Source organism: Phyllobacterium zundukense, assembly GCF_025452195.1.
GTDB classification, from domain to species: Bacteria; Pseudomonadota; Alphaproteobacteria; order Rhizobiales; family Rhizobiaceae; genus Phyllobacterium; species Phyllobacterium zundukense_A.
In genome coordinates, this window is sequence record NZ_CP104973.1 from 3644900 (window position 1) to 3668912 (window position 24013).

24 protein-coding genes and 2 pseudogenes are annotated in these 24013 nt (G+C 55.6%); 17 read left to right on the plus strand and 9 right to left on the minus strand.

The window, feature by feature from the left end; genetic code table 11:
- Positions 1-17 precede the first annotated feature (17 nt).
- The 4 genes from N8E88_RS30330 to N8E88_RS30345 all read left to right on the plus strand — a co-directional run bounded on the left by N8E88_RS30330 (position 18) and on the right by N8E88_RS30345 (position 4552).
- Positions 18-3236, plus strand: a complete 3219-nt coding sequence (locus N8E88_RS30330; protein WP_262293764.1) for an efflux RND transporter permease subunit — start codon at positions 18-20, stop codon at positions 3234-3236.
- A 566-nt stretch (positions 3237-3802) separates the two neighbouring features.
- Positions 3803-4093, plus strand: coding sequence for a hypothetical protein (locus N8E88_RS30335; RefSeq protein WP_262293765.1), 291 nt, complete (start codon positions 3803-3805; stop codon positions 4091-4093).
- Entirely contained in the window at positions 4094-4246 is a 153-nt protein-coding gene (locus N8E88_RS30340; RefSeq protein ID WP_262293766.1) for a hypothetical protein, read from the plus strand.
- A gap of 96 nt (positions 4247-4342) precedes the next feature.
- Entirely contained in the window at positions 4343-4552 is a 210-nt protein-coding gene (locus N8E88_RS30345; protein ID WP_262295687.1) for a hypothetical protein, read from the plus strand.
- 43 nt (positions 4553-4595) lie between these two features.
- Here N8E88_RS30345 and N8E88_RS30350 read toward each other — a convergent pair whose 3' ends face one another.
- Positions 4596-5111, minus strand: coding sequence for a DUF1236 domain-containing protein (locus N8E88_RS30350; RefSeq protein WP_262293767.1), 516 nt, complete (start codon positions 5109-5111; stop codon positions 4596-4598).
- A gap of 164 nt (positions 5112-5275) precedes the next feature.
- Between N8E88_RS30350 and N8E88_RS30355 the strand changes: the two genes are divergently transcribed.
- A complete protein-coding gene (locus tag N8E88_RS30355; protein ID WP_410010638.1) occupies positions 5276-6388 on the plus strand; it encodes a pyridoxal phosphate-dependent aminotransferase in 1113 nt (370 codons plus the stop codon).
- A gap of 32 nt (positions 6389-6420) precedes the next feature.
- Positions 6421-6787: pseudogene (locus N8E88_RS30360) on the plus strand (DUF423 domain-containing protein).
- 102 nt (positions 6788-6889) lie between these two features.
- Here N8E88_RS30360 and N8E88_RS30365 read toward each other — a convergent pair.
- Positions 6890-7309: a hypothetical protein gene (locus N8E88_RS30365; protein WP_262293769.1), complete on the minus strand. Its 420-nt coding sequence runs from the start codon at positions 7307-7309 to the stop codon at positions 6890-6892.
- A gap of 11 nt (positions 7310-7320) precedes the next feature.
- Positions 7321-7821 carry a hypothetical protein gene (locus N8E88_RS30370; protein WP_262293770.1) on the minus strand — a complete coding sequence of 167 codons (501 nt, stop codon included), beginning with the start codon at positions 7819-7821 and terminating at the stop codon, positions 7321-7323.
- A 140-nt stretch (positions 7822-7961) separates the two neighbouring features.
- Here N8E88_RS30370 and N8E88_RS30375 point away from each other — a divergent pair, with 140 nt between their 5' ends.
- The 5 genes from N8E88_RS30375 (at position 7962) to N8E88_RS30395 (ending at position 14243) form a co-directional block, all read left to right on the plus strand.
- Positions 7962-8618 carry a TetR/AcrR family transcriptional regulator gene (locus tag N8E88_RS30375; RefSeq protein WP_262293771.1) on the plus strand — a complete coding sequence of 219 codons (657 nt, stop codon included), beginning with the start codon at positions 7962-7964 and terminating at the stop codon, positions 8616-8618.
- Entirely contained in the window at positions 8584-9747 is a 1164-nt protein-coding gene (locus tag N8E88_RS30380) for an isovaleryl-CoA dehydrogenase (protein ID WP_262293772.1), read from the plus strand. Before N8E88_RS30375 ends, N8E88_RS30380 begins: the two co-directional genes overlap by 35 nt.
- 44 nt (positions 9748-9791) lie before the next feature.
- Positions 9792-11399 carry a carboxyl transferase domain-containing protein gene (locus N8E88_RS30385; RefSeq protein ID WP_262293773.1) on the plus strand — a complete coding sequence of 536 codons (1608 nt, stop codon included), beginning with the start codon at positions 9792-9794 and terminating at the stop codon, positions 11397-11399.
- A gap of 208 nt (positions 11400-11607) precedes the next feature.
- Positions 11608-13623: an acetyl-CoA carboxylase biotin carboxylase subunit gene (locus N8E88_RS30390; protein ID WP_262293774.1), complete on the plus strand. Its 2016-nt coding sequence runs from the start codon at positions 11608-11610 to the stop codon at positions 13621-13623.
- 92 nt (positions 13624-13715) lie between these two features.
- Positions 13716-14243: a Dps family protein gene (locus N8E88_RS30395; protein ID WP_262293775.1), complete on the plus strand. Its 528-nt coding sequence runs from the start codon at positions 13716-13718 to the stop codon at positions 14241-14243.
- A gap of 48 nt (positions 14244-14291) precedes the next feature.
- Here the strand turns inward: N8E88_RS30395 and N8E88_RS30400 are convergent, their stop codons facing one another.
- Positions 14292-14495: a hypothetical protein gene (locus N8E88_RS30400; protein ID WP_262293776.1), complete on the minus strand. Its 204-nt coding sequence runs from the start codon at positions 14493-14495 to the stop codon at positions 14292-14294.
- 151 nt (positions 14496-14646) lie between these two features.
- A complete protein-coding gene (locus N8E88_RS30405) occupies positions 14647-14913 on the minus strand; it encodes a sel1 repeat family protein (protein ID WP_262293777.1) in 267 nt (88 codons plus the stop codon).
- 441 nt (positions 14914-15354) lie between these two features.
- On the opposite strand from N8E88_RS30405, the gene N8E88_RS30410 reads away from it, so the two are divergent.
- Entirely contained in the window at positions 15355-15702 is a 348-nt protein-coding gene (locus N8E88_RS30410) for a DUF2147 domain-containing protein (protein WP_262293778.1), read from the plus strand.
- Positions 15703-16024: 322 nt separating this feature from the next.
- Here N8E88_RS30410 and N8E88_RS31925 read toward each other — a convergent pair.
- A pseudogene (locus N8E88_RS31925) lies at positions 16025-16141 on the minus strand (class A beta-lactamase); the annotation flags it as partial.
- A gap of 66 nt (positions 16142-16207) precedes the next feature.
- On the opposite strand from N8E88_RS31925, the gene N8E88_RS30420 reads away from it, so the two are divergent.
- The 3 genes from N8E88_RS30420 to N8E88_RS30430 all read left to right on the plus strand — a co-directional run bounded on the left by N8E88_RS30420 (position 16208) and on the right by N8E88_RS30430 (position 19101).
- A complete protein-coding gene (locus N8E88_RS30420; protein ID WP_262293779.1) occupies positions 16208-16609 on the plus strand; it encodes a GFA family protein in 402 nt (133 codons plus the stop codon).
- Between the two features lie 775 nt (positions 16610-17384).
- Positions 17385-17549, plus strand: a complete 165-nt coding sequence (locus tag N8E88_RS30425; protein WP_262293780.1) for a hypothetical protein — start codon at positions 17385-17387, stop codon at positions 17547-17549.
- 43 nt (positions 17550-17592) lie between these two features.
- Positions 17593-19101: an AMP nucleosidase gene (locus N8E88_RS30430; RefSeq protein ID WP_262293781.1), complete on the plus strand. Its 1509-nt coding sequence runs from the start codon at positions 17593-17595 to the stop codon at positions 19099-19101.
- A 3-nt stretch (positions 19102-19104) separates the two neighbouring features.
- Here N8E88_RS30430 and N8E88_RS30435 read toward each other — a convergent pair whose 3' ends face one another.
- Positions 19105-19872, minus strand: coding sequence for a VOC family protein (locus tag N8E88_RS30435; protein ID WP_262293782.1), 768 nt, complete (start codon positions 19870-19872; stop codon positions 19105-19107).
- Positions 19873-19962: 90 nt separating this feature from the next.
- Between N8E88_RS30435 and N8E88_RS30440 the strand changes: the two genes are divergently transcribed.
- On the plus strand, positions 19963-20409 hold the full coding sequence (locus tag N8E88_RS30440) for a MarR family winged helix-turn-helix transcriptional regulator (RefSeq protein ID WP_262293783.1): 447 nt from the start codon (positions 19963-19965) through the stop codon (positions 20407-20409).
- Between the two features lie 2 nt (positions 20410-20411).
- Here the strand turns inward: N8E88_RS30440 and N8E88_RS30445 are convergent, their stop codons facing one another.
- Positions 20412-20768, minus strand: coding sequence for a VOC family protein (locus tag N8E88_RS30445; protein WP_262293784.1), 357 nt, complete (start codon positions 20766-20768; stop codon positions 20412-20414).
- Positions 20769-21260: 492 nt separating this feature from the next.
- On the opposite strand from N8E88_RS30445, the gene N8E88_RS30450 reads away from it, so the two are divergent.
- The gene (locus tag N8E88_RS30450) at positions 21261-22268 is read left to right on the plus strand and encodes an endonuclease/exonuclease/phosphatase family protein (RefSeq protein WP_262293785.1); all 1008 of its coding nucleotides are present in this window, start codon (positions 21261-21263) and stop codon (positions 22266-22268) included.
- On the opposite strand, the gene N8E88_RS30455 is transcribed toward N8E88_RS30450, so the two are convergent.
- Positions 22256-23923, minus strand: coding sequence for an electron transfer flavoprotein-ubiquinone oxidoreductase (locus N8E88_RS30455; RefSeq protein ID WP_262293786.1), 1668 nt, complete (start codon positions 23921-23923; stop codon positions 22256-22258). The two genes, N8E88_RS30450 and N8E88_RS30455, sit on opposite strands and share 13 nt — an antisense overlap.
- Positions 23924-24013: the final 90 nt, after the last annotated feature.

Below are 24013 nucleotides of genomic sequence, written 5' to 3' on the forward strand. Positions count from 1 at the left end.
GGGCAGGTGGAATTGATATGAATATCTCCAATTTCTTTATCGACCGCCCGATCTTTGCGGGCGTTCTTTCTTTCATCATCTTCCTTGGCGGTTTGATTGCGCTGACGACGATGCCCGTCTCGGAATATCCGGACGTCGTGCCCCCGTCGATCGTGGTGCGGGCGCAGTATCCGGGGGCAAATCCGAAGGTCATTGCCGAAACAGTCGCAACGCCGATGGAAGAGCAGATCAACGGCGTTGAAGGCATGCTCTACATGGGCAGTCAGGCGACGGCGGATGGCCAGATGACGCTGACTGTGACCTTTGCGCTCGGTACAGATCCGGACAAGGCACAACAGCTGGTCCAGAACCGCGTTTCGCAGGCGGAACCGCGCTTGCCGGAGGAAGTGCGCAGCCTCGGGATCACCACGGTCAAGAGTTCGCCTGACCTGATGCTGGTGGTCAATCTCATTTCGCCCAATGATCGCTATGACATTACGTACCTGCGCAACTACGCCCTGATCAACATCAAGGATCGCCTCGCCCGCATCAATGGCGTCGGCGATGTGCAGTTGTTCGGGTCTGGCGACTATTCGATGCGTATCTGGCTTGATCCGCAGAAGACCGCGGAACTCGGCCTCTCGGCAACCGATGTTCTCAACGAAATCCGTGCGCAGAACGTGCAGGCGGCTGCCGGTACCATCGGTGCGTCGCCCAACTCGAACAGTGTCGATCTGCAATTGACGGTGAACGCGCAAGGCCGGTTGCAATCCGAAGAAGAATTCGGCCAGATCATCGTCAAGACTGCCGCCAATGGCGCGATCACGCATTTGAGCGACATTGCCCGCATCGAACTTGGCGCAGCCGACTATTCGCTACGCTCGCTGCTCGACAACAAGAGCGCCGTCGCTATCCCGATCTTCCAGGCACCGGGCTCCAATGCGATCCAGATCGCCGACGAAGTTCGTGCAGCGATGAACGAGATGAGGCTGACCATGCCGGAAGGCGTGGACTACGAGATCGTCTACGATACGACCCAGTTCGTTCGCGCTTCGATCGAGGCCGTCATCCATACGCTGCTTGAAGCGGTATTGCTGGTCGTTCTGGTTGTTATCCTCTTCCTGCAAACGTGGCGTGCATCGATCATCCCGCTGATTGCGGTGCCGATATCGATCGTCGGTACGTTTGCGGTGATGCATCTGTTCGGTTTCTCGATCAATGCGCTAAGCCTGTTCGGTCTTGTTCTCGCGATCGGTATCGTCGTCGATGACGCCATCGTGGTGGTTGAAAACGTCGAGCGAAACATCGAGAACGGTCTGGCCCCACGGCAGGCGACAGTACAGGCGATGCGGGAAGTTTCGGGACCAATCATCGCGATTGCGCTGGTTCTGGTCGCGGTGTTCGTGCCCCTCGCCTTCATCAGCGGACTGACCGGTCAGTTCTATCGGCAGTTCGCGCTGACGATCGCCATCTCGACGGTCATTTCAGCTTTCAACTCCCTTACACTGTCCCCCGCCCTCGCCGCTCTTCTGTTGAAGGGACATGATCAGCCAAAAGATCGCTTGACGCGCTTCATGGACCTGACGCTGGGCTGGCTTTTCCGTGGGTTCAATGCCGTGTTCACACGTGGAGCCAACGGCTACAGCAAGGGCGTGCGCGGCGTTATCTCGCGCAAGACGATCATGATGGGGATTTATCTCGTCTTGATCGGCGCGACGGCCTTCATGTTCAAGAGTGTGCCCGGCGGTTTCGTTCCGCCGCAGGACAAGCAGTATCTGGTCGGCTTCACCCAGCTGCCGGATGGTGCGACGCTAGACCGGACGGAAGCGGTCGTCCGCCGCATCGGCGATATGGCGTTGAAGATACCCGGCGTGCAAAGCACGATTGCCTTCCCAGGCCTGTCCATCGCCGGTTTCACCAATAGCTCGAATGCCGGCGTTGTCTTCGTTTCGCTGAAACCTTTCGAGGAGCGCAAGACGCCAGACTTGAGTGCCGGTGCGATCGCCATGGCACTCAATCAGCAGATAGCCGGCATCCAGGAATCGTTCAGCGCCGTCTTCCCGCCGCCTCCCGTCCAGGGTCTCGGCTCGATCGGCGGGTTCAAGCTGCAGATCGAGGATCGCAATGGTCTTGGTTACCAGGCTCTCGACGACGCAACCAAGGCGTTCCTCGCCAAGGCGGCCACTGCACCGGAGCTGACAGGTCTGTTCACCAGCTATCAGATCAATGTTCCACAGCTCTATGCCGACGTTGACCGTGCCAAGGCACGCCAACTCAACGTATCGCTGCCGGAAATCTTCAACACGCTGCAGATCTATCTTGGCTCGGTCTATGTCAACGACTTCAACAAGTTCGGCCGCACCTATTCCGTCCGCATGCAGGCGGAGTCGGATTTCCGGGCCAAGTCTGAAGATATTGGCGACCTCAAGGTACGATCCGGTTCGGGCGAGATGATCCCGCTGTCGGCCCTGGTCAACGTCTCGTCCAGTGCGGGACCGGATCGCGCGATGCGCTATAACGGCTTCCTTGCTGCCGACGTGAACGGCAATGCAGCGCCCGGCTACTCGTCGGGTCAGGCGCGGGCTGCGGTGGAAAAGATTGCCGCCGACACCTTGCCGCCCGGGATCGGCTTCGAATGGACGGAACTGACCTATCAGGAGATCATTGCGGGCAACTCGGCCTACCTCATCTTCCCGTTGTCGATCCTCCTGGTATTCCTCGTCCTCTCGGCACAATACGAAAGCCTCTCGCTGCCACTATCGATCATCATGATCGTGCCGCTCGGATTGCTCGCCGCCCTCACCGGCGTCTGGCTGACGGCGGGAGACAACAATGTCTTCACGCAGATCGGGCTGATCGTGCTAGTCGGGCTATCCGCCAAGAACGCCATCCTGATCGTCGAGTTTGCGCGGGAACTGGAGTTTGCCGGAGCGACGCCATTCAAGGCCGTGATCGAGGCCAGCCGCCTGCGACTGAGACCGATCCTGATGACGTCGCTGGCCTTCATCATGGGCGTGGTGCCTCTCGTCACATCGACGGGAGCCGGTGCGGAAATGCGCAGTGCCATGGGTGTCGCGGTGTTTGCCGGGATGATCGGCGTGACGTTGTTCGGTTTGTTCATGACGCCAGTGTTCTATGTGCTCATACGTGCGATGACTGGAAACCGGCAGCTGAAGAGCCACCATGCAAGTACCTTCGACGGCGATTCCAGCCACAATTCGGGCGCGATTGCTCCTGCCGCAACGCCAGCCGAGTAACAAAAATCTCCGACGGCGCAGAGCTTGCTAGGGTTTCTGCGCCGCCGGAGCTAACCTACTGAAACTGAAGATTTTCCCTACGTTATGGCAGCAGCATTTGATCGCCGAGTAGAGCCTATCACGGCACAGTTGAACGACGATGAGAACTTTTTGGGTGACAAAAGGTTTCAAACTGTTACAGTTGCGTGACCAAGCCGAAATTCGGCACTGACGATCATGATCCTTCGGCACTTTCAAAGGATCGTCCAATCGGGAGCAGTCCTTATGAGCTTTGCCGCAGCAAACGATAACCGAAAGATCAGCGACGGTTTTATACCGTTCGTCACTTTTGTCATATGCACCCAGGTAGCAGCCACTATTCTGCTCGCTTTGCCAAATTGGTATTGAGGCCTCAACCCACACCTACAGGTTTTTCAATCCTGCCGGTTCTGGCAGGAGCAGTGATTATTTTAATGATCGCCGGTGTTTTTTTCGCGACTTGAGACGGCTTTGTAAGCCTCCCTCCCAATCCTTTCATGCAACCAAAGTCTGGCTATTAAAGCTGCCAAGCAATTGGGATAGTGCCCATGGTTTGGTTCGATTTGGAAATAGCGTTCATGAGTGGCGATAGCGATACAAAGGCAAGGGACAACGAGGTTACAAAATACATTGCCGCGGCACTGGACCGGCTATCGACCGGGTCCATCATTGTCGGATTCGTTGGGCCCATGGCGACGATCATGAATGATCCTACAAAAACCATGACATTGGACTATCATCGCTGGCTTGCCATCGGCCTTGTAAGTGGCTCGTGGATTGCCGTATCGTACTGCCTGCATATCTACGGCAAGAGAGCGTTGTTAAAAGGGATCAAGTAAATGGACGAATGGATCTATCTGGTCTTGTCTTTAGCGATGGGCGCCGTTGTCCTCATTTATAGCCGTTTCGCGGTAAACAAGCATATTGCCACGGTCGAACGTCACGAACGTGAGCGCGAGCAGCGGAAACGCAAGTACGTGAAATCGGTATAATAAGGCGACGACGTGCGAAGCCGCCAGAAGAGAAATATTCAACTGCTGCGGGCCTCCGCTCTATTGCTGATTCTGGCAGTCGCCGGCTGTGTCTCCATGACGCCGGAAGAGCGGCGGGCGCTCGATAATCAGACCTGTTCATCCTATGGTTTCCGGCGTGGAACCGATGCGTTCGCAAATTGCCTGCTCAATCTCGACCTTGACCGGCGCGCCGCGAGCCGGGCGCAATTCGAACAGATGCAATTTAACACGCCGCTGATCATCTATGACAATCGCTATCGATATTATCGGCACCGCCGATGGTAACACTCGCCCGCCCACGAGTGCGGGCAAGTGTCATTCGCAATGATTACCGAACCCAGACGACCCGGCGTGTCTCGCGTTCTATAAGCGCGGGACGATCCTGCACGTAGACGTATGAGTAGCGCGGCTGATCAGGCACAGCGACCAGCGGCACGTCGTCAGGAATGACAGTGCCCGTGGTTATGTCTCCGTCGATGACCACCGGATCTGTCGGATTAGTTTCTATGTAGGAGATAACCTCATCCGGCACAGCTCGGGGCGCAATGCCAGCATCATCCGACAGATACACGACCTCGCGATTTTCCATGGAGACGATCACCGGACGGCCATCGACATAAATATAGCCATAGCCCGGGCTCTCCGGAATTGGCCGCACCACGATTGTTTCGGGTACGACGTAACCCTGGGATAAATCACCCTCTATAACTACTGGATCGGCCGGATGCGCGATGACATAGTCCCGGGCGGACTGCGGTACTTCAACGACAACGCCATCCTGAGCGATCGCCAGACCGGAGGCGGCGAAAAACGTTGCTGCAGTCACCATAAAAATCTTTTTCATTATCCTGCCTCTCAATTGAACCTGTTTTGTCCCAGTAGGAGGGAAACCCCCGCAACAATGGATTGGTTCCGCTGAAAGACGATATGTCATCGCGGCTTCGAACTTTGAGCTCGGCGCAAAAGAGCGAAATTTTGCTTTTCGCCGGCACAAAAACTGATATCGCTGTGGACATGGAACCGCAGCTGATCTCCCTTATCGACTCCCTGCCGTCGACTGTCCCGTTCGTCGGGCCGGAAACGCTGGAACGCAAGCGCACCAGGCCTTTCAAAGCGCGACTTGGCGCCAATGAAAGCGGCTTCGGCCCAGCGCCTTCAGTCATTACGGCCATACAAAACCATGCCGGGGAGGCGTGGAAATACGCGGATCCAGAAAATTTCGATTTGAAGCATGCGCTTGCCGCGCATCTAGGCGTTGAACCGGTCAATATTGTCGTTGGCGAAGGCGTCGATACACTGCTCGGACTCGCCGTACGCCAGTACGTTCGCGAAGGCACGCCGGTCGTCACTTCGCTCGGTGCCTATCCGACATTCAATTTTCATGTGGCCGGCTTTGGCGGACGGCTGGTGACGGTGCCATACAGGGAGGATCGCGAGGACCTCGAGGCATTGCTTGCTGCAGTAAAGCGCGAACAGGCACCGCTCGTCTATTTCTCCAACCCTGACAATCCAATGGGGACGTGGTGGGCGGCGGCACAGATCGAAAGCTTTATCGATGCGCTGCCGAAAACTACGATGCTGATCCTCGACGAAGCCTATGGCGAAACCGCACCAGCGGGCACTCTGCCGCGGATCGATGTTTCGCGGCCGAATGTCCTGCGCATGCGCACGTTCTCCAAGGCATACGGGCTCGCCGGAATGCGCTGCGGCTATGCTGTCGGCGCAGAAAAGCAGATCCTCGCCTTCGACAAAATCCGCAACCATTTCGGCATGAACAAACTGACACAGATTGCCGCCCTGGCAGCGCTAGAGGATCAAGATTATCTCAAGGCGGTGATTGCACGGATTATCGCCGGGCGTGAGCGGATCATGCAGATCGCCAAAAGTAATGGTTTGAAGGCGATTCCCTCTGCGACCAATTTCGTCACTATCGATTGCGGGCGCGATGGGCCATTCGCCCTCGCCGTTCTCAATGCCCTTATCGACCGCGACGTCTTCATGCGCAAACCAATGGCGCCGGGTCTGGACCGTTGTATCCGTGTCAGCGTCGGCCTTGATGAAGAACTCGATTATTTCGAGCAACAGCTTCCGCAGGCCTTAGCCGCTGTAAGTAACCGCTGAGCCCGGACAAAACCTTAAAAACGGAGATTAACTTGGAGATTAATCGGGTTTTTGCCGGTCTCGGCGGTCTGTTCGGGGCTGCAGGTATCGCGGCCTATGCCGCAGCGGCCCATAGTGCGGAAGGTCATATGGCCACGATTGCGCCGATCCTGTTCATCCACGCCCCCGCATTTCTGGCGTTGTCGCTGTTAGCAAAGGTCAGTCGTCCAGCCTATTTCGGCGCGTGGGTGCTGGTGTTGGGGTTTGCTATTCTTCATCGGCGATCTGGTGTCGCGCGATGTTACAGGTGACCGTTTATTTGCCTTTGCGGCACCGCTTGGTGGAACGCTGCTCATCCTGGGCTGGATTGTAGTTGCAGCGACGGCATTCAAGACGCTGGATTTCAAGCGCTTGGAATAATCGGAGCGTCATCATTGTCCCACGACAGCGGCTCGCAGGGTCTTCAGATATTGCGCTATTACTTATGACCGGCCCGAATGGTCGACCGGAGCGACTCAGATTTTACGGCGTGAAATATTTGAAGAACCCCGCCATGGCGAATATGGCCAATACGAAGCCAAGCAATTGCAACATTGTAGGAAGGTGGTCAATCCTCCCTTTCAGATAGGCGAGACCTTCTTTCAAGCCTGAAACGTCTCCCTTCAAGCCCGAAATGTCTCCCTTCAATCCTGTAACGTCTCCCTTCAGACCCGATACGTCGCCCTTCAGGACCGAAACGTCTCCCTTCAGACCTGATACGTCACCCTTCAGGATTGAAACATCCTCCTTCAAGCCTGCAAGGCCATTGAGGATGACATCCAGTTTGCCGTCCATCTTCCCAAAAGATTTTTCCAGAAATGCGACGCGATGTTCCATATCTTCAAATGTGCCACCGCCATCGGCGGATTTCAAGCTCTCCAGCGTTGTAGGTTTATGGGCCATGGAGCGCGTCGTTAACGTCCACCTTTGAGTTTGGCATTGCATAACTTGTAGTAACCGCCGCCCTTCTCGATCCAGCGCGTGCCGCCGAGCGTGCCGCCTTTCTTGTTCGCGTGGTATTGCTCAAGGCATGTGTGCATGCGGGCCTTGGCAGGTTTCTCTGCAGCAAATTTTGCGGCTATCGACGACGGAAACGTCGTCTTTCCGGATGGAGATCTGGCTACGACTTCGGCTTTTTTTGGCGTTGTCTCCGGCTTTTCTTCAGTCGTCTCTGTTTTGGCCTCCGTCGGTGCAGGTTTGGTTGGCTTGTCAGCCGCCTCAGCGGGCGAGATGCATTGTGCTTTACGGAATTCGCTCCACGAAACGCCTTCTGCTTCGCCGGCACTTTGCGCCGCCTTGTACTTGACGCTGCACTCTTTCATGCTCAAGGCATATGCAGAAGGGATCGATGCCAGCGGCAGGAAAACCGCTGTAATCAGGGTAGCGAATAGACGGGAAATGCGTCGTTCAAACATGAAACCCACTCTGAAAATTGATTGATGAAAATCGACTCCGATTGGCCGACCGTACATGCATCCCTTCCCCTCCTCTATCCATACCTTCGTCTAGCAACACTCCTCTTGAATTAATTGAACGTTCGTTTTATTAATTCATCATGGCACGCACAACCGGATCAGATGGCGGAAGGACACGCAGCGCGATTGATATTGCTGCCAAGCATTTGATTGCACGGGTCGGCTATGAAGCGATGTCGATGCGCCAACTCGCGGACGAAGTGGGCGTGCAGCCCGCGGCCTTCTATCGCTATTACCCTAACAAGCAGGAATTGCTGTTTTCGGTTATGCGGGGGCACATGGATCGTGTGCTTGCAGCCTGGGAAGCCGAGAGCCGCAGCGCTCATACGGCGCTTGAAAAATTTTGCGCCTTCATTCGTTTCCATATCCGTTACCATGTGGAGCGGCGTGAGGACGTGCACATCGCGAACATGGAGCTACGCAGCCTCAGCCCGGAAAACCGGGCCATCATCGTTGAATTGCGCGGACGATACGAGAACAGCCTTCGCGATATACTCGACGACGGGATGGATACACGCGAATTTGCCATCGATGATATTGCCCTGACAACCCGCGCCATTATCGCGATGATTACCGGAATCATGGTCTGGTTCCGGCCGGGCGACAGGCTTAGTGTCGACGAGATTGCAGAAAAGTATGTCGACATGGGACTGCGCCTTGTTGGCGCCAAGAAGATTGCAACAACTAAAACGGGAGGACGAAATGTACCAGTCGGGCCTAAGATTCGGCGTCTCTGAGGAGATCGAAGCACTGCGGGAAACGGTGCACCGGTTTGCGCAAGCGGAAATAGCACCGCTAGCGGCCGAGACCGACCGATCCAATCAATTCCCCGTGCACCTCTGGCAGAAAATGGGCGAGCTCGGCTTGCTCGGAATGACCGCCGACCCCGAGTTTGGCGGGTCCGGCCTTGGATATCTCGCACACACGATTGCAGTAGAAGAAATCTCCCGCGCCTCGGCGTCAGTCGGTCTCTCTTATGGTGCGCATTCCAATCTTTGCGTCAACCAGATCAACCGCTGGGGCACCCCGGAGCAGAAGGCAAAGTTTTTGCCGAAACTCTGCTCGGGTGAACATGTCGGCGCGCTCGCCATGTCAGAACCGGGCGCGGGCTCCGACGTCGTTTCGATGAAACTGCGCGCCGACAAGAAGAATGACCGTTATGTTCTGAACGGTAACAAGATGTGGATCACCAATGGTCCGGATGCCAGCACGTTGGTGGTCTACGCGAAGTCCGATCCCGCCGCGGGCTCGCGCGGAATCACAGCATTTCTCATCGAGAAGGAATTCAAGGGTTTTACCACCGCGCAAAAGCTGGACAAGCTTGGTATGCGCGGTTCCAATACGTGCGAGCTCGTCTTCGAGGACTGCGAAGTGCCATTTGAAAATGTACTTGGTGAAGAGGGCCAAGGCGTCAAAATCCTGATGTCGGGGTTGGATTATGAGCGCGTCGTGCTTGCCGGTGGACCTTTGGGAGTGATGGACGCCTGTCTGGATGTGGTTGTGCCCTACGTGCATGAGCGCAAGCAATTCGGCCAACCGATCGGAGAATTCCAGCTGATGCAAGGCAAGCTGGCGGACATGTACACGACGACGAATGCTTGCCGGGCCTATGTTTATGCCGTGGCTGCCGCCTGTGACCGCGGTGAAACCACACGCAAGGATGCAGCAGGGTGCGTTCTGTACGCAGCGGAGAAAGCAACATGGTGCGCGCTTGAGGCCATCCAGGCGCTCGGTGGCAATGGCTATATCAACGACTATCCGACCGGACGGCTGTTGCGCGATGCCAAGCTCTACGAAATCGGTGCTGGCACGAGCGAGATACGACGCATGCTTATCGGCAGGGAAATGTTTGCAGAGAGCGCTTGAACCACCACCACTGCTACTATTTACCGCCGATAACAGGAGACCGCATGACCGTCCTCACCTCCCAGATCAGCACCACGTCCGAAACCTTTACCGCCAATACTAAGCGAATGCAGGCACTGGTCGGTGATATCCAGGCCAAGGCGGAACTGGTAATCAAGGGCGGTACCGATGAGGCGCGCGAGCGCCACACATCGCGCGGCAAGCTCCTCCCGCGTGATCGCTTGGCGCAGCTTCTGGATGCCGGTTCGCCCTTTCTGGAAATTGGCCAGTTTGCCGCCTGGGATATGTATGACGATACAATTTCATCCGCCGGTCTGATTGCAGGGATCGGCCGGGTATCGGGCAAGGAAGTGATGATCGTCATCAATGATGCGACGGTGAAAGGCGGCACCTATTATCCATTGACGGTGAAAAAGCATCTCCGGGCACAGGAGATCGCGGTGCAGAACAATCTGCCCTGCCTCTATCTTGTGGATAGCGGCGGAGCCAATCTGCCCAATCAGGACGAGGTCTTTCCGGATCGCGAGCACTTCGGTCGCATCTTCTACAATCAGGCCAATATGTCGGCGGCAGGCATCCCGCAGATTGCGGTCGTCATGGGATCATGCACGGCGGGCGGCGCCTATGTGCCTGCCATGTCGGAAGAAACCATCATGGTGAAAGGCCAGGCAACGATTTTTCTTGCCGGTCCTCCCCTGGTCAAAGCAGCGACAGGCGAAGAGGTTTCGGCAGAAGACCTTGGCGGTGCGGAAGTGCATACACGCGAGTCGGGCGTTGCCGACCATTACGCCGTGGATGATGCACACGCGCTTGCCATTGCCCGGCGTATCGTTGGAAACCTGAATCGAAAGAAGGAGATAGGCCTCGATCTTCGTAAGGTGATTCCGCCGCTTTATGATCCACATGAACTTTACGGCATCATACCGAGCGATCTGCGCCAGCCATACGATGCGCGCGAATTGATCGCCCGCATCGTCGATGGTTCGGAATTCGACGAGTTCAAGCAAAACTACGGCACGACGCTGATAACCGGTTTTGCGCATCTTTACGGCATGCCGGTCGGTATCATCGCCAACAATGGCGTGCTGTTTTCCGAAAGCGCGCTGAAGGGCACGCATTTCATCGAACTGTGCACGCAGCGCGGTATCCCTTTGGTCTTCCTGCAGAACATCACCGGCTTCATGGTCGGACGTTCCTACGAGGCGGGCGGAATCGCCAAGGATGGCGCCAAGCTCGTTACCGCCGTCGCGACAGCGAGGGTGCCCAAGGTGACGATGATCGTCGGCGGTTCGTTTGGCGCCGGCAATTATGGCATGTGCGGCAGAGCCTTCTCGCCGCGCTTCCTCTGGATGTGGCCGAATGCCCGCATTTCGGTCATGGGCGGCGAACAGGCGGCCACCGTTCTGGCACTGGTCAAACGCGAGGGAATCGAGCGCAAGGGTGGAGAGTGGTCAGCCAGCGACGAAGCTGCATTCCGTGCACCGATCCTTGAAAAATATGAGCGTGAGGGTCACCCGCTTTATTCCTCGGCGCGGCTTTGGGATGATGGCATCATCGACCCGGCAAAAAGCCGCGAGGTGCTGGCGCTTTCCCTCTCCGCCGCGCTTAATGCGCCTATCGAGGAAACGCGCTTTGGCATGTTCAGGATGTGATGATGAAGATGTTGTCGCCTGAACGCCGATTTCCCCTGCACCTCAGCTGTGCGTGGTTCGACAGGCTCACCATGAGGGAGATGGGGAAATCGCAGGGAGCCAGAATCTGGAACGTTGGCGACTACATTTGCAACGCACCAAGCTCCCTCATGGTGAGCCTGTCGAACCACGCACAGGGCAGATGCCGAACCAGCGAGAAGCGAAACCCATGACCAGAACCTTTTCCAGAATCCTCATTGCCAATCGTGGCGAGATCGCCTGCCGCGTCATCCGTACGGCGCAGAGAATGGGTATCGGCACAGTCGCAGTCTATTCCGATGCGGATGCGCACGCGCTGCATGTGGCGATGGCCGATGAGGCGGTCTATATCGGACCCTCGCCCGTCACCGACAGTTATCTGCGGGCCGACCACATCATCGACGCTGCATTGAAAAGCGGAGCCGAGGCCATTCATCCCGGCTATGGGTTCCTTTCCGAAAATCCAGGTTTTGTAGAGGCGGTGGTGAAAGCTGGTCTGGTCTTCATCGGACCTTCTGCAGACTCGATCCGGGCCATGGGGCTCAAGGATGCCGCCAAGCGGTTGATGGAAAAGGCCGGCGTCCCCGTCGTTCCGGGCTACCATGGCGAGGCGCAGGAACTGGTGGTTCTTGCCGGGAAGGCACGCGAGATCGGTTATCCCGTGCTGATCAAGGCGCGCGCAGGCGGCGGCGGCAAAGGCATGCGCAAGGTCGATAATCCCGACGATTTCGCCGAGGCGCTGGGGAGTGCGCGGCGCGAGGCCAAGAGCGCCTTTGGCGACGATCGCGTGCTGGTGGAAAAGTACATCGCCAAACCGCGCCATATCGAAGTGCAGGTGTTTGGCGACAATCACGGCAATGTGGTGCATCTCTACGAGCGCGATTGCTCGTTGCAGCGCCGCCATCAAAAGGTCATCGAGGAAGCCCCTGCCCCGGGAATCACTGCAGAGGTGCGCTCTGCAATGACCAGTGCAGCCGTCAAGGCAGCGCAAGCGATCAACTATTCCGGCGCGGGCACCATCGAATTTATTGTCGATGCCACGGAAGGGCTGAAGCCCGACCGTTTCTGGTTCATGGAAATGAACACACGGCTGCAGGTAGAACACCCGGTAACCGAGATGATCACCGGGCTTGACCTGGTAGAGTGGCAATTGCGTGTGGCGGCAGACGAAGAGTTGCCACTATCCCAAAAACAGATCCCTCTCAACGGCCATGCTATCGAGGCGCGGCTCTATGCCGAAGACCCGGCGAAAAGTTTCCTCCCAGCTATCGGCACGCTGCACCATCTGTCGTTTCCCAGTGCGTTGAAGGACGGCGAGGTTCGCGTCGAAACCGGCGTTCGGACGGGCGATACGATCTCACCCTACTATGATCCGATGATCGCCAAGCTTGTGGTGCACGGGCCCGATCGGCTGTCTGCACTTGCCGCAATGGAGAGCGCGCTGAACCAGACGGAAATTGCCGGAACGACCACCAACGCGCCGTTCCTGGCAGCTCTGATCCGACACCAGGGATTTGCCGCCGGTGACGTCGATACGGGATTGATCGATCGCGATCTTGCAGGATTGATCGTTCCCGTCGCGACGCCGGCAGGTGCGAAGGAACTGGCCATCCTTTCTGCCAGCGGTCTCCTGAAACGACCTGTCCACGGTGATCCATGGACTGCCTTGCGAGGCTACAGTCATCACAACGGGCTGGCTTATCCGGTCATGCTCGAAGAGGCGGGGCAGATCGTGCGATATGGCGTTTCCGTACTTGGAGACGAGCGCTACGCGATTTCCGGTTCAGATGCTGTAGTCGAACTGCGTGTGCGACATGAACCACTTGGCTGGCACCTCACCGGCAAGAGTATCAATTTGCGGGCGAAGACCATTGCGATACCGCATGGCGTAGCCATAGTCGCCAATGGGACAGCAACGGCATTCAGCATCGCCGATCCTTTTCTGCTCGCCGAACAGGCAGGCAACGCCGGAGACCGGCTTACCGCTCCGATGCCAGGCCTGGTGAAGGCCGTGCGGGTTGCCGCCGGTGATCTGGTCAAAAAAGGTCAGATATTGCTGGTGCTCGAAGCCATGAAAATGGAGCACTCGATTACTGCGCCGCATGATGGCAAAATTGCCGAGATCGTGTCCGGCAACTCGCAAGTCAAAGAGAATTTCCCCTTGGTGCGGTTTGAGGAAGCACCTGCCGATACAACCAAGAATTGAGGCAGAAATGTTGGATGACGCGTGCTAGAACGAGCGCGGCACTCGACCGAGCGTCAAATCGAAGAGTTTTCCTACGTCAAGGAGATCGACCCGTGGCTAAAAAATCCCTGCAGACCATCAAACGTGCACCGACCGCTACCCCCAGCGATCTGGGCGGTAACGCAGTGCGCGATATCGCTGGAGCGGTAAATGCTCTGCTCGCAGACACATTTGCAATTTATATGAAGACCAAGAATTTTCACTGGCACATGAGCGGCCCGCACTTTCGCGATTTCCATCTCCTGCTGGACGAACAGGCAGAGCAGATTTTCGCGATGACCGACGTCCTCGCCGAACGGGTCCGGAAGATCGGCGGCACCACGTTGAAATCCATTGGGCAGATCGGCGCCCAACAACGCATTCCTGACAATGATGCCAATTTCGTCACGCCGGAAGACATGCTGGCTGAGCTGCGCGACGACAATAAGAGCTTCATCGGCTATTTGCGCCAGGTTCACGAGCTGTGCAGCGAACACGGCGACAGCGCCACAACGAGTATCATAGAGAACTTCATAGATGAGACAGAGCGGAGGCACTGGTTCCTGTTCGAAGCCACACGCGTCGGACCAGCCAGCATCTAAGCGGCGAACAAAACAAACTCCAGCTCTCCAAGCTGGAGCTACCGATGCTCAATCATTGGCCTTGACCGGCCGGGCTTTCTGGTCCCGGGCGTCGGCGATAAGCGCTTCAACTGCTGAAATGTTGAGAGCCAAGGTGGCAACTTTGTTCAATGTATTGTTATCCGGAAATGCTTTTGACTTGGCAGACAACAATATCAGCTGCTTTTGAGCAGCCGTTAATCTCGATAACAATCCTTCAAGATCGTCAAGCATCACTTCCCCGTCTTATCAAGAATCATACATACGCACAGCAACACTCCATACGTGACAAGGCAAGCAATTGTATACCCACGGTTGCAAACATTACGATATCGCGTTGTGATTGAGTTCACAATATGGGATTTTCTGCAGAAGGGTTGTGGTTCTAGTGGGAGGTCATCCATTCGCGCGCAGCACGCAGGGCCGCCGCGATATCGGGCTTCGACATTGATTGAGCAAGTTCCGCCCGCAGTTCAGCCGCCCGGTCGCACCCCTTGATGGCGGCAATATTGAACCATTTATGGGCTGCCACAAGATCGATAGCGCAATCCCGGCCTGTTGCGTACATAATTCCCATTTCGAAGAGAATATCTGTCTGCGCCGAGCCTCCGGCGTGCCCACTATCGGTATATTGAAGATCAAAGCGTGCCATTTTACCAAATTCCTCGTTGAACCCGAACCGTTACTTGACGAAAGTCCTGTTAGACTTCTGAGAACCGCTAGCTTTGTTGTTTGGCGTGTTCTTTTGATGCTTTTGATAATGCAGCATAGGCTTGAAATTGCTGTTAAAGGGCATGATTAACCGGGCACAAACAAAACAAAAACAACTCGTAAATTTCGGAATTTATTAAATATAACGCGCCAGCAATTGCGGGCATTTGTCGAAAATTCTCCTAAAATCCAAGTAAGAGATTTCAAGCATTTGATAACCAAAGAACAGGTTTTGTGAGGCGAGGAGTGATTACAATTTCCCGCCATTGCATGGCTGCAAGGATCGAATTTCTGTCGAAAATGACCTTGAATTACGTTTACGTGTGCGTAATATCGCCGGACTGCGTGGATGGTATGCAGCCATGCATTTCGGGAGGAAAGTATGAAGCGCAAAATAGTGCTGGCCTGTGCCGGTTTTATCCTCATGACAGGCCCTGCCCTTGCGGAGGAGCCTATCGTTGGGTCATGGAAGCGGCCAAATGGAACGATCATCCAGTATTCTTCGTGCGGTGGGGATTCCTATTGCGGAACAGTTTTGACGGGGGAATACAAGGGTAAATCGATTGGTTCAATGTCCGGCAAGGACGGATCCTATAAGGGCACAGTCAACAAGCTCGATGAAGGCAAGACCTATAATGGCAAGGCAACGGCCAGCGGAAGCAAGCTCTCGCTCTCCGGATGTGTGATGGGTGGGCTGATCTGCAAGAGTGAAAGCCTGACCCGGCAGTAACCAAGTTCAGGCGCCTGGACCAGATGCCGCTTGGCAATACGACGCAAGTGGTATGCTGTGATTGGAGCGGGAGGCAGGTTTTCACCCGCCTCCCTTTTCCTAGACTACTGAAGAGTGACCCGGATGACAACTTGCCAGCTGGTCCGGGTTCTTTTCAATTCTAGGGTGACCCTAAACGGCATATACCGCATAGCGCACCTCCACACCGGCTGGCTCGGTGCTTGCTGCTTCGCCCATAAGATACGCAACACATGACTTGCTTTGCCTAAAGCGACAACGAACCCAGGGTTGAACGAGTGGCCCTGCGATCCTTGCTGGCCATGCCGCTGTCGCTGGTTCCGGTCTTGTCACCAACGCTCCAGTCCTTCGGCAGGCCGGCGCGCAAGCGCTTGTCTCCGGTCTTGCTGGCGAAAGTGGTGGCCAAACTTGACCTTTGCGATGGAAACCTTTATTAACCAATCGGTTATTTAACTCAAAGGTTATACATGTACCACCGGAGGAGAGAGTGAAAAAGACGTATCACGGAAGTTGTCATTGCAGCGTTGTCTGCTTCGAGGCAGCCATCGATCTCGACCAAGGTACGAGCAAATGCAATTGCTCGTTTTGCGCAAAAACTCGCTTTTGGAAGGCATTCGTTGACGAAAATGCCCTGCGGGTAACCTCCGGCTCAAATTATTTGACTGAATACCAGTTTGGCAGCCGAACCATCGTCCACTTCTTCTGCCGGACGTGCGGAGTCAAACCCTTCGGCCGTGGTGAAACGGCGGATATGGGTGTGTTCTACGCCATAAACGTCGCTTGCCTGGACGATTTGACGCCTGACGAGCTGTTAAAGGCTCCCGTTGAGTACCAGGATGGAAAGCACGACCTTTGGGAGCGCAAACCCCAAGACGTTCGCCATTTGTGAAGAGTTCACATAATACCAGTTCGTTCTGATTACCCCCCATTTTCTCACGATTCAATCGATTTAGACTAAGGTATAATTGCGGAAATTCGCGATATCTCCTATCCATCAGCTTTCAGCGTGAAGTTGTTTCGAAATGCCGAATATTGAAGTTCTTTTATCTTGTATTGTTGAGCCATCGTCGTTTGTGTGCATCCTCCCTGCATACAAAGCCTGAGTGAAATTCTGGGAGGCCAAGAATAGAAACAGCATCGTGTGTTTTATTCGTTGGTATGTCGCCTGCCTGGATTGAACAATGCAAGACCAAGCCGCCTGGACAGATCCTTCGCTGGTCATGGGCAAAGACAGGCAGCCATGGTGGTCCCTCCATGGCTGCCTTTTGCTGTCAAGAGCTCAGCGCCCATTAGGGTTTCCTGGCCCCTAGTCGCATCCGAACAGACGTCTTTCATGCTCGCATAGAACCGTTCTGCCATTGGAATCCAGGACGGGGTCAAGGGCTGGTGAGACCGAAGCCCAAAGCGTTTCCACCGGACAATCCCGCCGCCCGGCTTGAATTCACCAGCCCGTGGGTGGAACGGCTTGCTGGTTTGCAAGGCAAAAACCAAGCAGCGGTTTCCGCGCCTCAAATGCCCTATTGGCGTACGACGTACAATTCAAGAAATCACGCTTCCGGTTGAACGCGCGATGAACGAACGCATCAGCTTTGGTTCAGATCGGTTGAGCCATTGTCCCGAAGCCAACAACGCAAAGCTACACCGGGACAAGGAGTGAGGGGATCATGATACAATCAACCACAAATTTATCGCTGCTTTTTCTGCGTGCGCTGATTTTCTCCGCCATTCTTGTTGGTCCTGTCGTGGCTTTTGCCGCAAGCTATGAGGGGCGAAACCCATCAAATGGCGGTATAGGGCTGGTTCTCCTCGTCAGTCTGCAGAGAGTTTGAGACACCGCTTTTCAAGTGTCATGCTATGTCACTATATTGGGGCATGGACAAAAGAATCGGAACCAAGAAGCCCACCGCCATCAGCATGCCCAGCCATGTAGAAGCGCAAGAATTTACCGATGCCAAGGCAGCTGTTCAGGCGCTCAGCGTGCTTTATGAACGCAATACGCAATTTTTGCGCGATGCCTTCGACAGGGTTGCGCGCGGCGAAGAACGCGACACAATGCATTTCCGCGCTTTCTATCCGGAAGTGCGTCTTTCAACATCGAGCTATGCGCAGATCGATTCCCGCCTGGCATTCGGCCATGTGTCGGCGCCCGGCCAATATACGGCGACTATCACGCGACCGGACCTGTTCGACAATTATCTTGAGGAACAGATACGGCTGTTGATCCGCAACCACGGCGGTCCCGTGACGGTGCAGGAATCCACAACGCCGATCCCCATCCACTTTGCCTTTCTTGAGGGCACCCACGTGGAATCATCTGTAGCGGATGCATTCACCCGCCCGCTTCGCGATCTCTTCGATGTTCCGGATCTCGCAGCGACGGATGATCGCATCGTCAACGGCGAATATGAAACCGACGACCTCGACAGTATCATGCCTCTGTCGCCATTTACCGCACAACGGGTCGACTATTCCCTGCACCGACTGTCGCACTACACGGCGACGCGACCGATGCATTTTCAGAACTACGTGCTGTTTACCAACTACCAGTTCTACATCGACGAATTTTGCGCATTGGCGCGCGGACAGATGGCGGAAGGCGGCGGCAGCTATCAGCGGTTTATCGAGCCGGGTAACCTGATCACCGAAGCCGGTGATGATGCACCGACGTCGGGTGTTCCAATTGGCCGGCTACCGCAGATGCCGGCTTATCACCTCGCACGTGACGACGGTTCGGGCATCACCATGGTCAATATCGGTGTCGGCCCTTCCAACGCCAAGACGATTACCGATCATATCGCCGTGCTGAGGCCGCACGCCTGGCTAATGCTTGGCCACTGCGCCGGGCTGCGCAATACGCAAGCGCTTGGCGACTATGTATTGGCCCATGCCTACGTGCGCGAAGATCATGTGCTGGATGACGATTTGCCGGTCTGGGTGCCGATCCCCGCACTTGCCGAAGTGCAGGTCGCACTTGAACAGGCAGTCGCGGAAATCACCGGGCTCGAGGGATATGATCTGAAGCGCATCATGCGTACCGGTACCGTGGCAACAATCGACAACCGCAATTGGGAGCTACGGGACCAGCGCGGCCCCGTTAAACGGTTGTCGCAATCGCGCGCGATCGCGCTCGACATGGAATCGGCGACAATTGCGGCCAATGGTTTTCGCTTTCGCGTGCCTTACGGAACGCTGCTATGCGTCTCGGACAAGCCGCTGCATGGTGAACTGAAACTGCCGGGCATGGCGACGGAGTTTTATAAACGCCAAGTGGCGCAACATTTGCAGATCGGCATTCGTGCCCTTGAAAAGCTGGCTGAAATGCCACCCGAGAAATTGCACTCCAGAAAGTTGCGCAGTTTCTACGAAATGGCATTTCAATAGGAGCTATTTGCGAGGACCAAGAAGAGCGAATGACACGCCCTGTGGATCGAGCGCTTGCAAAACCCACTGCTCGCCGGGAACTTCCACCGGCCCGAAGACCACGTTGCCGCCCTTGTCTTTGATCCGCGATTCAGCGGCGTTAATATCGTCCACGCAGATATAATAGCACCAGGCTGGACGGGTTGACGGCTCAGGATTGTTCATCATGGCGCCAAACATTTGGCCGTCGCGCTCTACGATCTGGTATGTGCCCATGCCGCCCATATCCATGGCTTCGCCCTTGGTCCAGCCAAACAGGCCGGAATAGAATTCAAAGGCACTCTTCCAGTCGCTGGTGTTCAATTCGTGCCATCCGACTGTACCCGGTGTAGGGGGTTTGGGATTGTCGCCGCGATCCTCCATCGATGGCTTGAACAGAGTGAACGGCGCCCCCTGCGGATCGGCAGCGATCGCGAACCTGCCGACGTCCGGTATGTCCTGCGGTTCGACCGTTATCTTGCCTCCCGCATCCTTTACACGCGCGGCAAACTGATCGACGTCATCGACAGCAATATAGCCGGACCACATTGACTCGACGCCGGTATTGCAGCCCTCCGGCATTGTCATCATACCGGCAACCGGAGCTTCACCGACTTTCATCAAGGTGTATTTCATCTGCGGATGGCCAGCGTCTTGTGCACTCCAGCCGACGACATTGCTATAGAAGCGCTCGGCAGATTCAGCATCGCTGGTCATCAGTTCGTACCAAACAAAATTACCGGAATTGGACATGATAACTCCTCCTTCTCATGATCGACCGGATTGTATAGATGGCTCGTGTCTGGATGTTGACATTTACGTTGATATCAACATATATAGGCCATGTCAAAGCCGATTTCAGTTCCTTTCGAAACAACAATTCACGTTCGCGATACGTGCCTGTGCCTTGCTGTACAACGGGCCGCGCGCGCCCTAGCCCGCCGCTTCGATGAAGCTATGCGGCCCTATGACCTCACCAACGGACAGTTTTCGCTGCTGATGTCGCTGAACCGGCCGTCGCCACCCAATCTGAGTTCCGTGGCTTCATTGCTCGCGATGGACCGAACCACACTCACCGCCGCCCTTAAGCCGCTGGAGCGACGTGGCCTGGTTAAGGTCGTGGTCGATCCCGCTGACAAACGCAGCCGCCTCATGGCTCTTACACCCGACGGGATGCGCCTTCTTTCCGATGTCGTGCCGATATGGAAGAGGTCCCATGGCAAACTTGAAGAACTGCTCATAGACGGCGAGCATGATGGACTTCTAAGAGGCTTGAAAAAGCTCTTGTGATCTCAATCAACAGCATGAGCCAAGATGTTGACCAATCGCCCGGTTGGGTCGCGGACGTAGAAACGCCGGACGCCCCAGGGCTCATCTGCGATATTATAAGCGATTTCATAGCCGGCTGTTTTCATTCGCTCATAGACGATATCGACATCCTCGACTTCAATCGAAATGTCGGGCACAGGGGTGCCTGACCCTCCTTCGCTGGCGATGCTGATTTGCGGCTTTGCAGAAATGTCGGCTGCAAATGTCAGAATCCACCCATGATCCATGACGACTTCCAGTTCCAGCGAGTTTTCATAGAAGTCACGAACTCTGCCGGGATCAGGACATGCGAAATTTGGAACGATGCGTTTTACGATCACGGGACACCCTCCTCAAGTTGAGTCTCGTCCGAGCTCTCACACTAATCATCTCTGTCATGCGTCTAAAGTCCAAAACAGCGCTGCTTGGAAATAATGGGAAAGCTGCTATATTCTGTATTGGAGTAGGGAGCGGGCTTCCGCCCACCCCCTTTTTCACTGAACTATTTGATTTGAACCCGGATGCTGAGTGACCAGCTTATCCGGGTTCTTTTCATCGTCAGTGTGACGCTAAACGGTAAAAACCGCATAGTTCACCTCCAAGTTTTAAAGGCAAGGCTTTGCCAGAGTCGGAGTAGCCAATCTTCCCCGATATACCGGTTCACTCGATATGCGCCGCGTCTGCCTACAGAACCCTCCACACATGGCTGGAATTGTCACAGACCACAACGAATGCAGGGTTGCATAAAGTGCGGGCGAAGGCGCTGCGGGTTGTCCTACGATCACAAGCGCTGGCATCTTGATTGCGTCGCAATTGCCGGTTTAATGCGGAGCATGACGAGAGAGAACAAGCTATCGTGGATAAGACTTGCCGCCGTATTGATACCGGTGATGTTTTCGGTACCGCTGGTGCTGGGATTTTTCGGCGCGGCGCATCCGCTGTTCGATTCCTTTGCACATTTCCGCATGCATCTTGCGGTGCTGATGGCAGTATCGGCCATTCCAGCCCTTGTTCTTGGACTGTGGCGAGAAGGTTTGATGGCAATGGTGTTGGCACTGACCGCGCTTGGTACAGTGCTTGTTCCCTCCCCGGCACCTTCCGCAGAGGCTGAAACAGCCCAGCCGGAATACAAACTGATGCAGCTCAACCTGCGCTATGACAATCGTCACCAAGCTGACGTCCTTCGCTTGATCGCGCAAGAAGCCCCCGATGTCATCACTTTGCAGGAAGTATCCACTGCGTGGCGCCCAAAACTGAAAGCGATCGAAGCACGCTATCCCTATAATCTTTACTGCCCCAACCGCAGTCACATTGGCGGCGTTGCAATCCTCTCCCGCCGCCCATTCGCCCTAGGTACCACGCCGCAATGCGTCGACAGTCTGATCGGTCTCGCACGCATCGATTTCGGCGGGCGCAGCGCCATTGTCACCGCCATCCACCTCGACTGGCCTTGGCCCTATGGCCAAGCAGGCAACGTTGAGACGATCGCCCCCTATTTCGAGAAGCTACAAGGTCCAATGATAATCGCCGGTGATTTCAACGCAGTGTCCTGGAGCCAGACACTAAAAACCATCAGCGAAGCAAGTAAGACATCTTCAGCCGAAGGGTTACGCCCGAGCTGGCTCGTCAACGGTACATTCGCGCATGTGGCGCGCTGGGTTGGCTTGCCGATCGATCATATCCTTGTTTCCGACCGAATTATCCAAACGCGAGTCGAAACACTGCAACCTGCCGGCTCGGATCATTTGCCGTTGCTGCTACGCTTTTCAATCAGCGGCGTTGATGACAATAGCGGTCCGGATCAGCAAACTGTGTTAAGGCAAGGCAATCACATATTCTGATACACCGGGCCTTCGCCGCCCTGTGGTGGCACCCAGTTGATGTTCTGGTTAGGATCCTTGATATCGCATGTCTTGCAGTGCACGCAGTTCTGCGCGTTGATCACGAATTTCGGACCGTTTGCCTCCTCGACCCACTCGTAGACACCGGCCGGGCAGTAACGTGCCGAAGGCCCGGCATAGACTTCGAGTTCGGAGCTTTTCTGCAGGCCCATGTCGTTGACGATGAGGTGTACCGGCTCGTTTTCCTCATGATTGGTGTTCGACAGGAACACCGAGGACAGGCGGTCGAAGGTCAGGACACCATCGGGCTTTGGATAGGCGATTGGCGTGTATTTGCTTGCAGGTTCGAGTGAGGCCGCATCGGACTTGCCATGTTTCCACGTGCCGAAGGGTGACCAGCCGCCAAAGATCGTGTTGAGCCACATATCGAGACCGCCGAGCATGACGCCACCGATTGTGCCAAGCTTCGACCACATGGGCTTGACGTTACGCACCCGCTTCAAATCCTTGCCGATCTCACTTGAGCGCCAGGTATTCTCATAGGCAATCAACTCATCATTGGCCCGCCCGGCAGCGATCGCTTCCGCCACATGTTCGGCGGCCAGCATGCCGGAGAGCATGGCATTGTGCGAACCCTTGATACGCGGCACATTGACGAAACCGGCCGAACAGCCGAGCAGCGCGCCTCCGGGGAAGGACAGCTTCGGTACCGATTGCCAACCGCCTTCAGTGATTGCGCGCGCACCATAGCCGAGGCGCTTGCCGCCCTCGAAGAGGCCCCGGATGGACGGATGGGTCTTGAAGCGCTGGAACTCCTCGAATGGCGCAAGATAGGGATTCTTGTAGTTGAGGTGCATGACGAAGCCCACAGCGACCGTGTTGTCCTCGAGATGGTAGAGGAATGACCCTCCGCCCGTCTTCATGTCCAGTGGCCATCCAAAGGAATGCTGCACGAGGCCGAGCTTGTGCTTTGCCGGATCAACCTGCCACAACTCCTTCAATCCGATACCGAATTTGGCCGGCTCCTTACCTTCATCGAGCTTGAATTTGTTGATCAATTGCTTGGCAAGCGAACCACGCGCACCTTCCGCGATCAGGATATACTTTCCAAGCAGCGCCATGCCCCGCGTATAGGCTGGTCCGGGACTGCCATCCTTCTCGATGCCCATGTCACCGGTGGCAACACCGATAACAGCGCCATTGCCGTCGTAAAGCACTTCCGAACCGGCAAAGCCCGGGTAGATTTCTACGCCCAGTTCTTCTGCCTTGGTCCCGAGCCAACGGCAGACATTGCCCAGCGAGACAATGAAATTGCCATGATTGTTCATCAAAGGTGGCATTGCGAAATTCGGGAGACGCAGCGAGCCGGAATGCCCGAGAACCAGGAAATGATCGGCCGTAACCGGCGTCTTGAAGGGATGCCCTTCTTCGTCGCGCCAGCCCGGCAGGAGCTTGTCGACGCCGATCGGGTCGACCACGGCGCCTGAAAGGATGTGCGCACCGACTTCGCCGCCCTTTTCCAGGACCACAACCGACAATTCCGGATTGATCTGCTTGAGCTTGATCGCTGCGGATAGACCAGCCGGCCCTCCTCCAACTATGACGACATCAAACTCCATGCTCTCGCGCTCTGGAAGTTCGGTTACCTCGCTCATGCAATCCTCCTAAGAATCATTCCCGCAAGCACTTTTGTGCAGTATTTTCCCGATTTGTAGCGCAACAATAGCCATATGACACAGACAGTC

Bases quoted from the DNA above. Each gene is read 5' to 3' on its own strand.
- N8E88_RS30350 (WP_262293767.1), bottom strand. From the start codon at position 5,111: ATGAAAAAGATTTTTATGGTGACTGCAGCAACGTTTTTCGCCGCCTCC.
- N8E88_RS30455 (WP_262293786.1), bottom strand. From the start codon at position 23,923: ATGAGCGAGGTAACCGAACTTCCAGAGCGCGAGAGCATGGAGTTTGAT.
- N8E88_RS30435 (WP_262293782.1), bottom strand. From the start codon at position 19,872: ATGTCCAATTCCGGTAATTTTGTTTGGTACGAACTGATGACCAGCGAT.
- N8E88_RS30385 (WP_262293773.1), top strand. From the start codon at position 9,792: ATGACCGTCCTCACCTCCCAGATCAGCACCACGTCCGAAACCTTTACC.
- N8E88_RS30425 (WP_262293780.1), top strand. From the start codon at position 17,385: ATGATACAATCAACCACAAATTTATCGCTGCTTTTTCTGCGTGCGCTG.
- N8E88_RS30345 (WP_262295687.1), top strand. From the start codon at position 4,343: ATGACGCCGGAAGAGCGGCGGGCGCTCGATAATCAGACCTGTTCATCC.
- N8E88_RS30375 (WP_262293771.1), top strand. From the start codon at position 7,962: ATGGCACGCACAACCGGATCAGATGGCGGAAGGACACGCAGCGCGATT.
- N8E88_RS30330 (WP_262293764.1), top strand. From the start codon at position 18: ATGAATATCTCCAATTTCTTTATCGACCGCCCGATCTTTGCGGGCGTT.
- N8E88_RS30335 (WP_262293765.1), top strand. From the start codon at position 3,803: ATGGTTTGGTTCGATTTGGAAATAGCGTTCATGAGTGGCGATAGCGAT.
- N8E88_RS30365 (WP_262293769.1), bottom strand. From the start codon at position 7,309: ATGGCCCATAAACCTACAACGCTGGAGAGCTTGAAATCCGCCGATGGC.
- N8E88_RS30380 (WP_262293772.1), top strand. From the start codon at position 8,584: ATGTACCAGTCGGGCCTAAGATTCGGCGTCTCTGAGGAGATCGAAGCA.
- N8E88_RS30390 (WP_262293774.1), top strand. From the start codon at position 11,608: ATGACCAGAACCTTTTCCAGAATCCTCATTGCCAATCGTGGCGAGATC.
- N8E88_RS30440 (WP_262293783.1), top strand. From the start codon at position 19,963: ATGTCAAAGCCGATTTCAGTTCCTTTCGAAACAACAATTCACGTTCGC.
- N8E88_RS30340 (WP_262293766.1), top strand. From the start codon at position 4,094: ATGGACGAATGGATCTATCTGGTCTTGTCTTTAGCGATGGGCGCCGTT.
- N8E88_RS30450 (WP_262293785.1), top strand. From the start codon at position 21,261: ATGACGAGAGAGAACAAGCTATCGTGGATAAGACTTGCCGCCGTATTG.
- N8E88_RS30370 (WP_262293770.1), bottom strand. From the start codon at position 7,821: ATGTTTGAACGACGCATTTCCCGTCTATTCGCTACCCTGATTACAGCG.
- N8E88_RS30410 (WP_262293778.1), top strand. From the start codon at position 15,355: ATGAAGCGCAAAATAGTGCTGGCCTGTGCCGGTTTTATCCTCATGACA.
- N8E88_RS30400 (WP_262293776.1), bottom strand. From the start codon at position 14,495: ATGCTTGACGATCTTGAAGGATTGTTATCGAGATTAACGGCTGCTCAA.
- N8E88_RS30430 (WP_262293781.1), top strand. From the start codon at position 17,593: ATGGACAAAAGAATCGGAACCAAGAAGCCCACCGCCATCAGCATGCCC.
- N8E88_RS30405 (WP_262293777.1), bottom strand. From the start codon at position 14,913: ATGGCACGCTTTGATCTTCAATATACCGATAGTGGGCACGCCGGAGGC.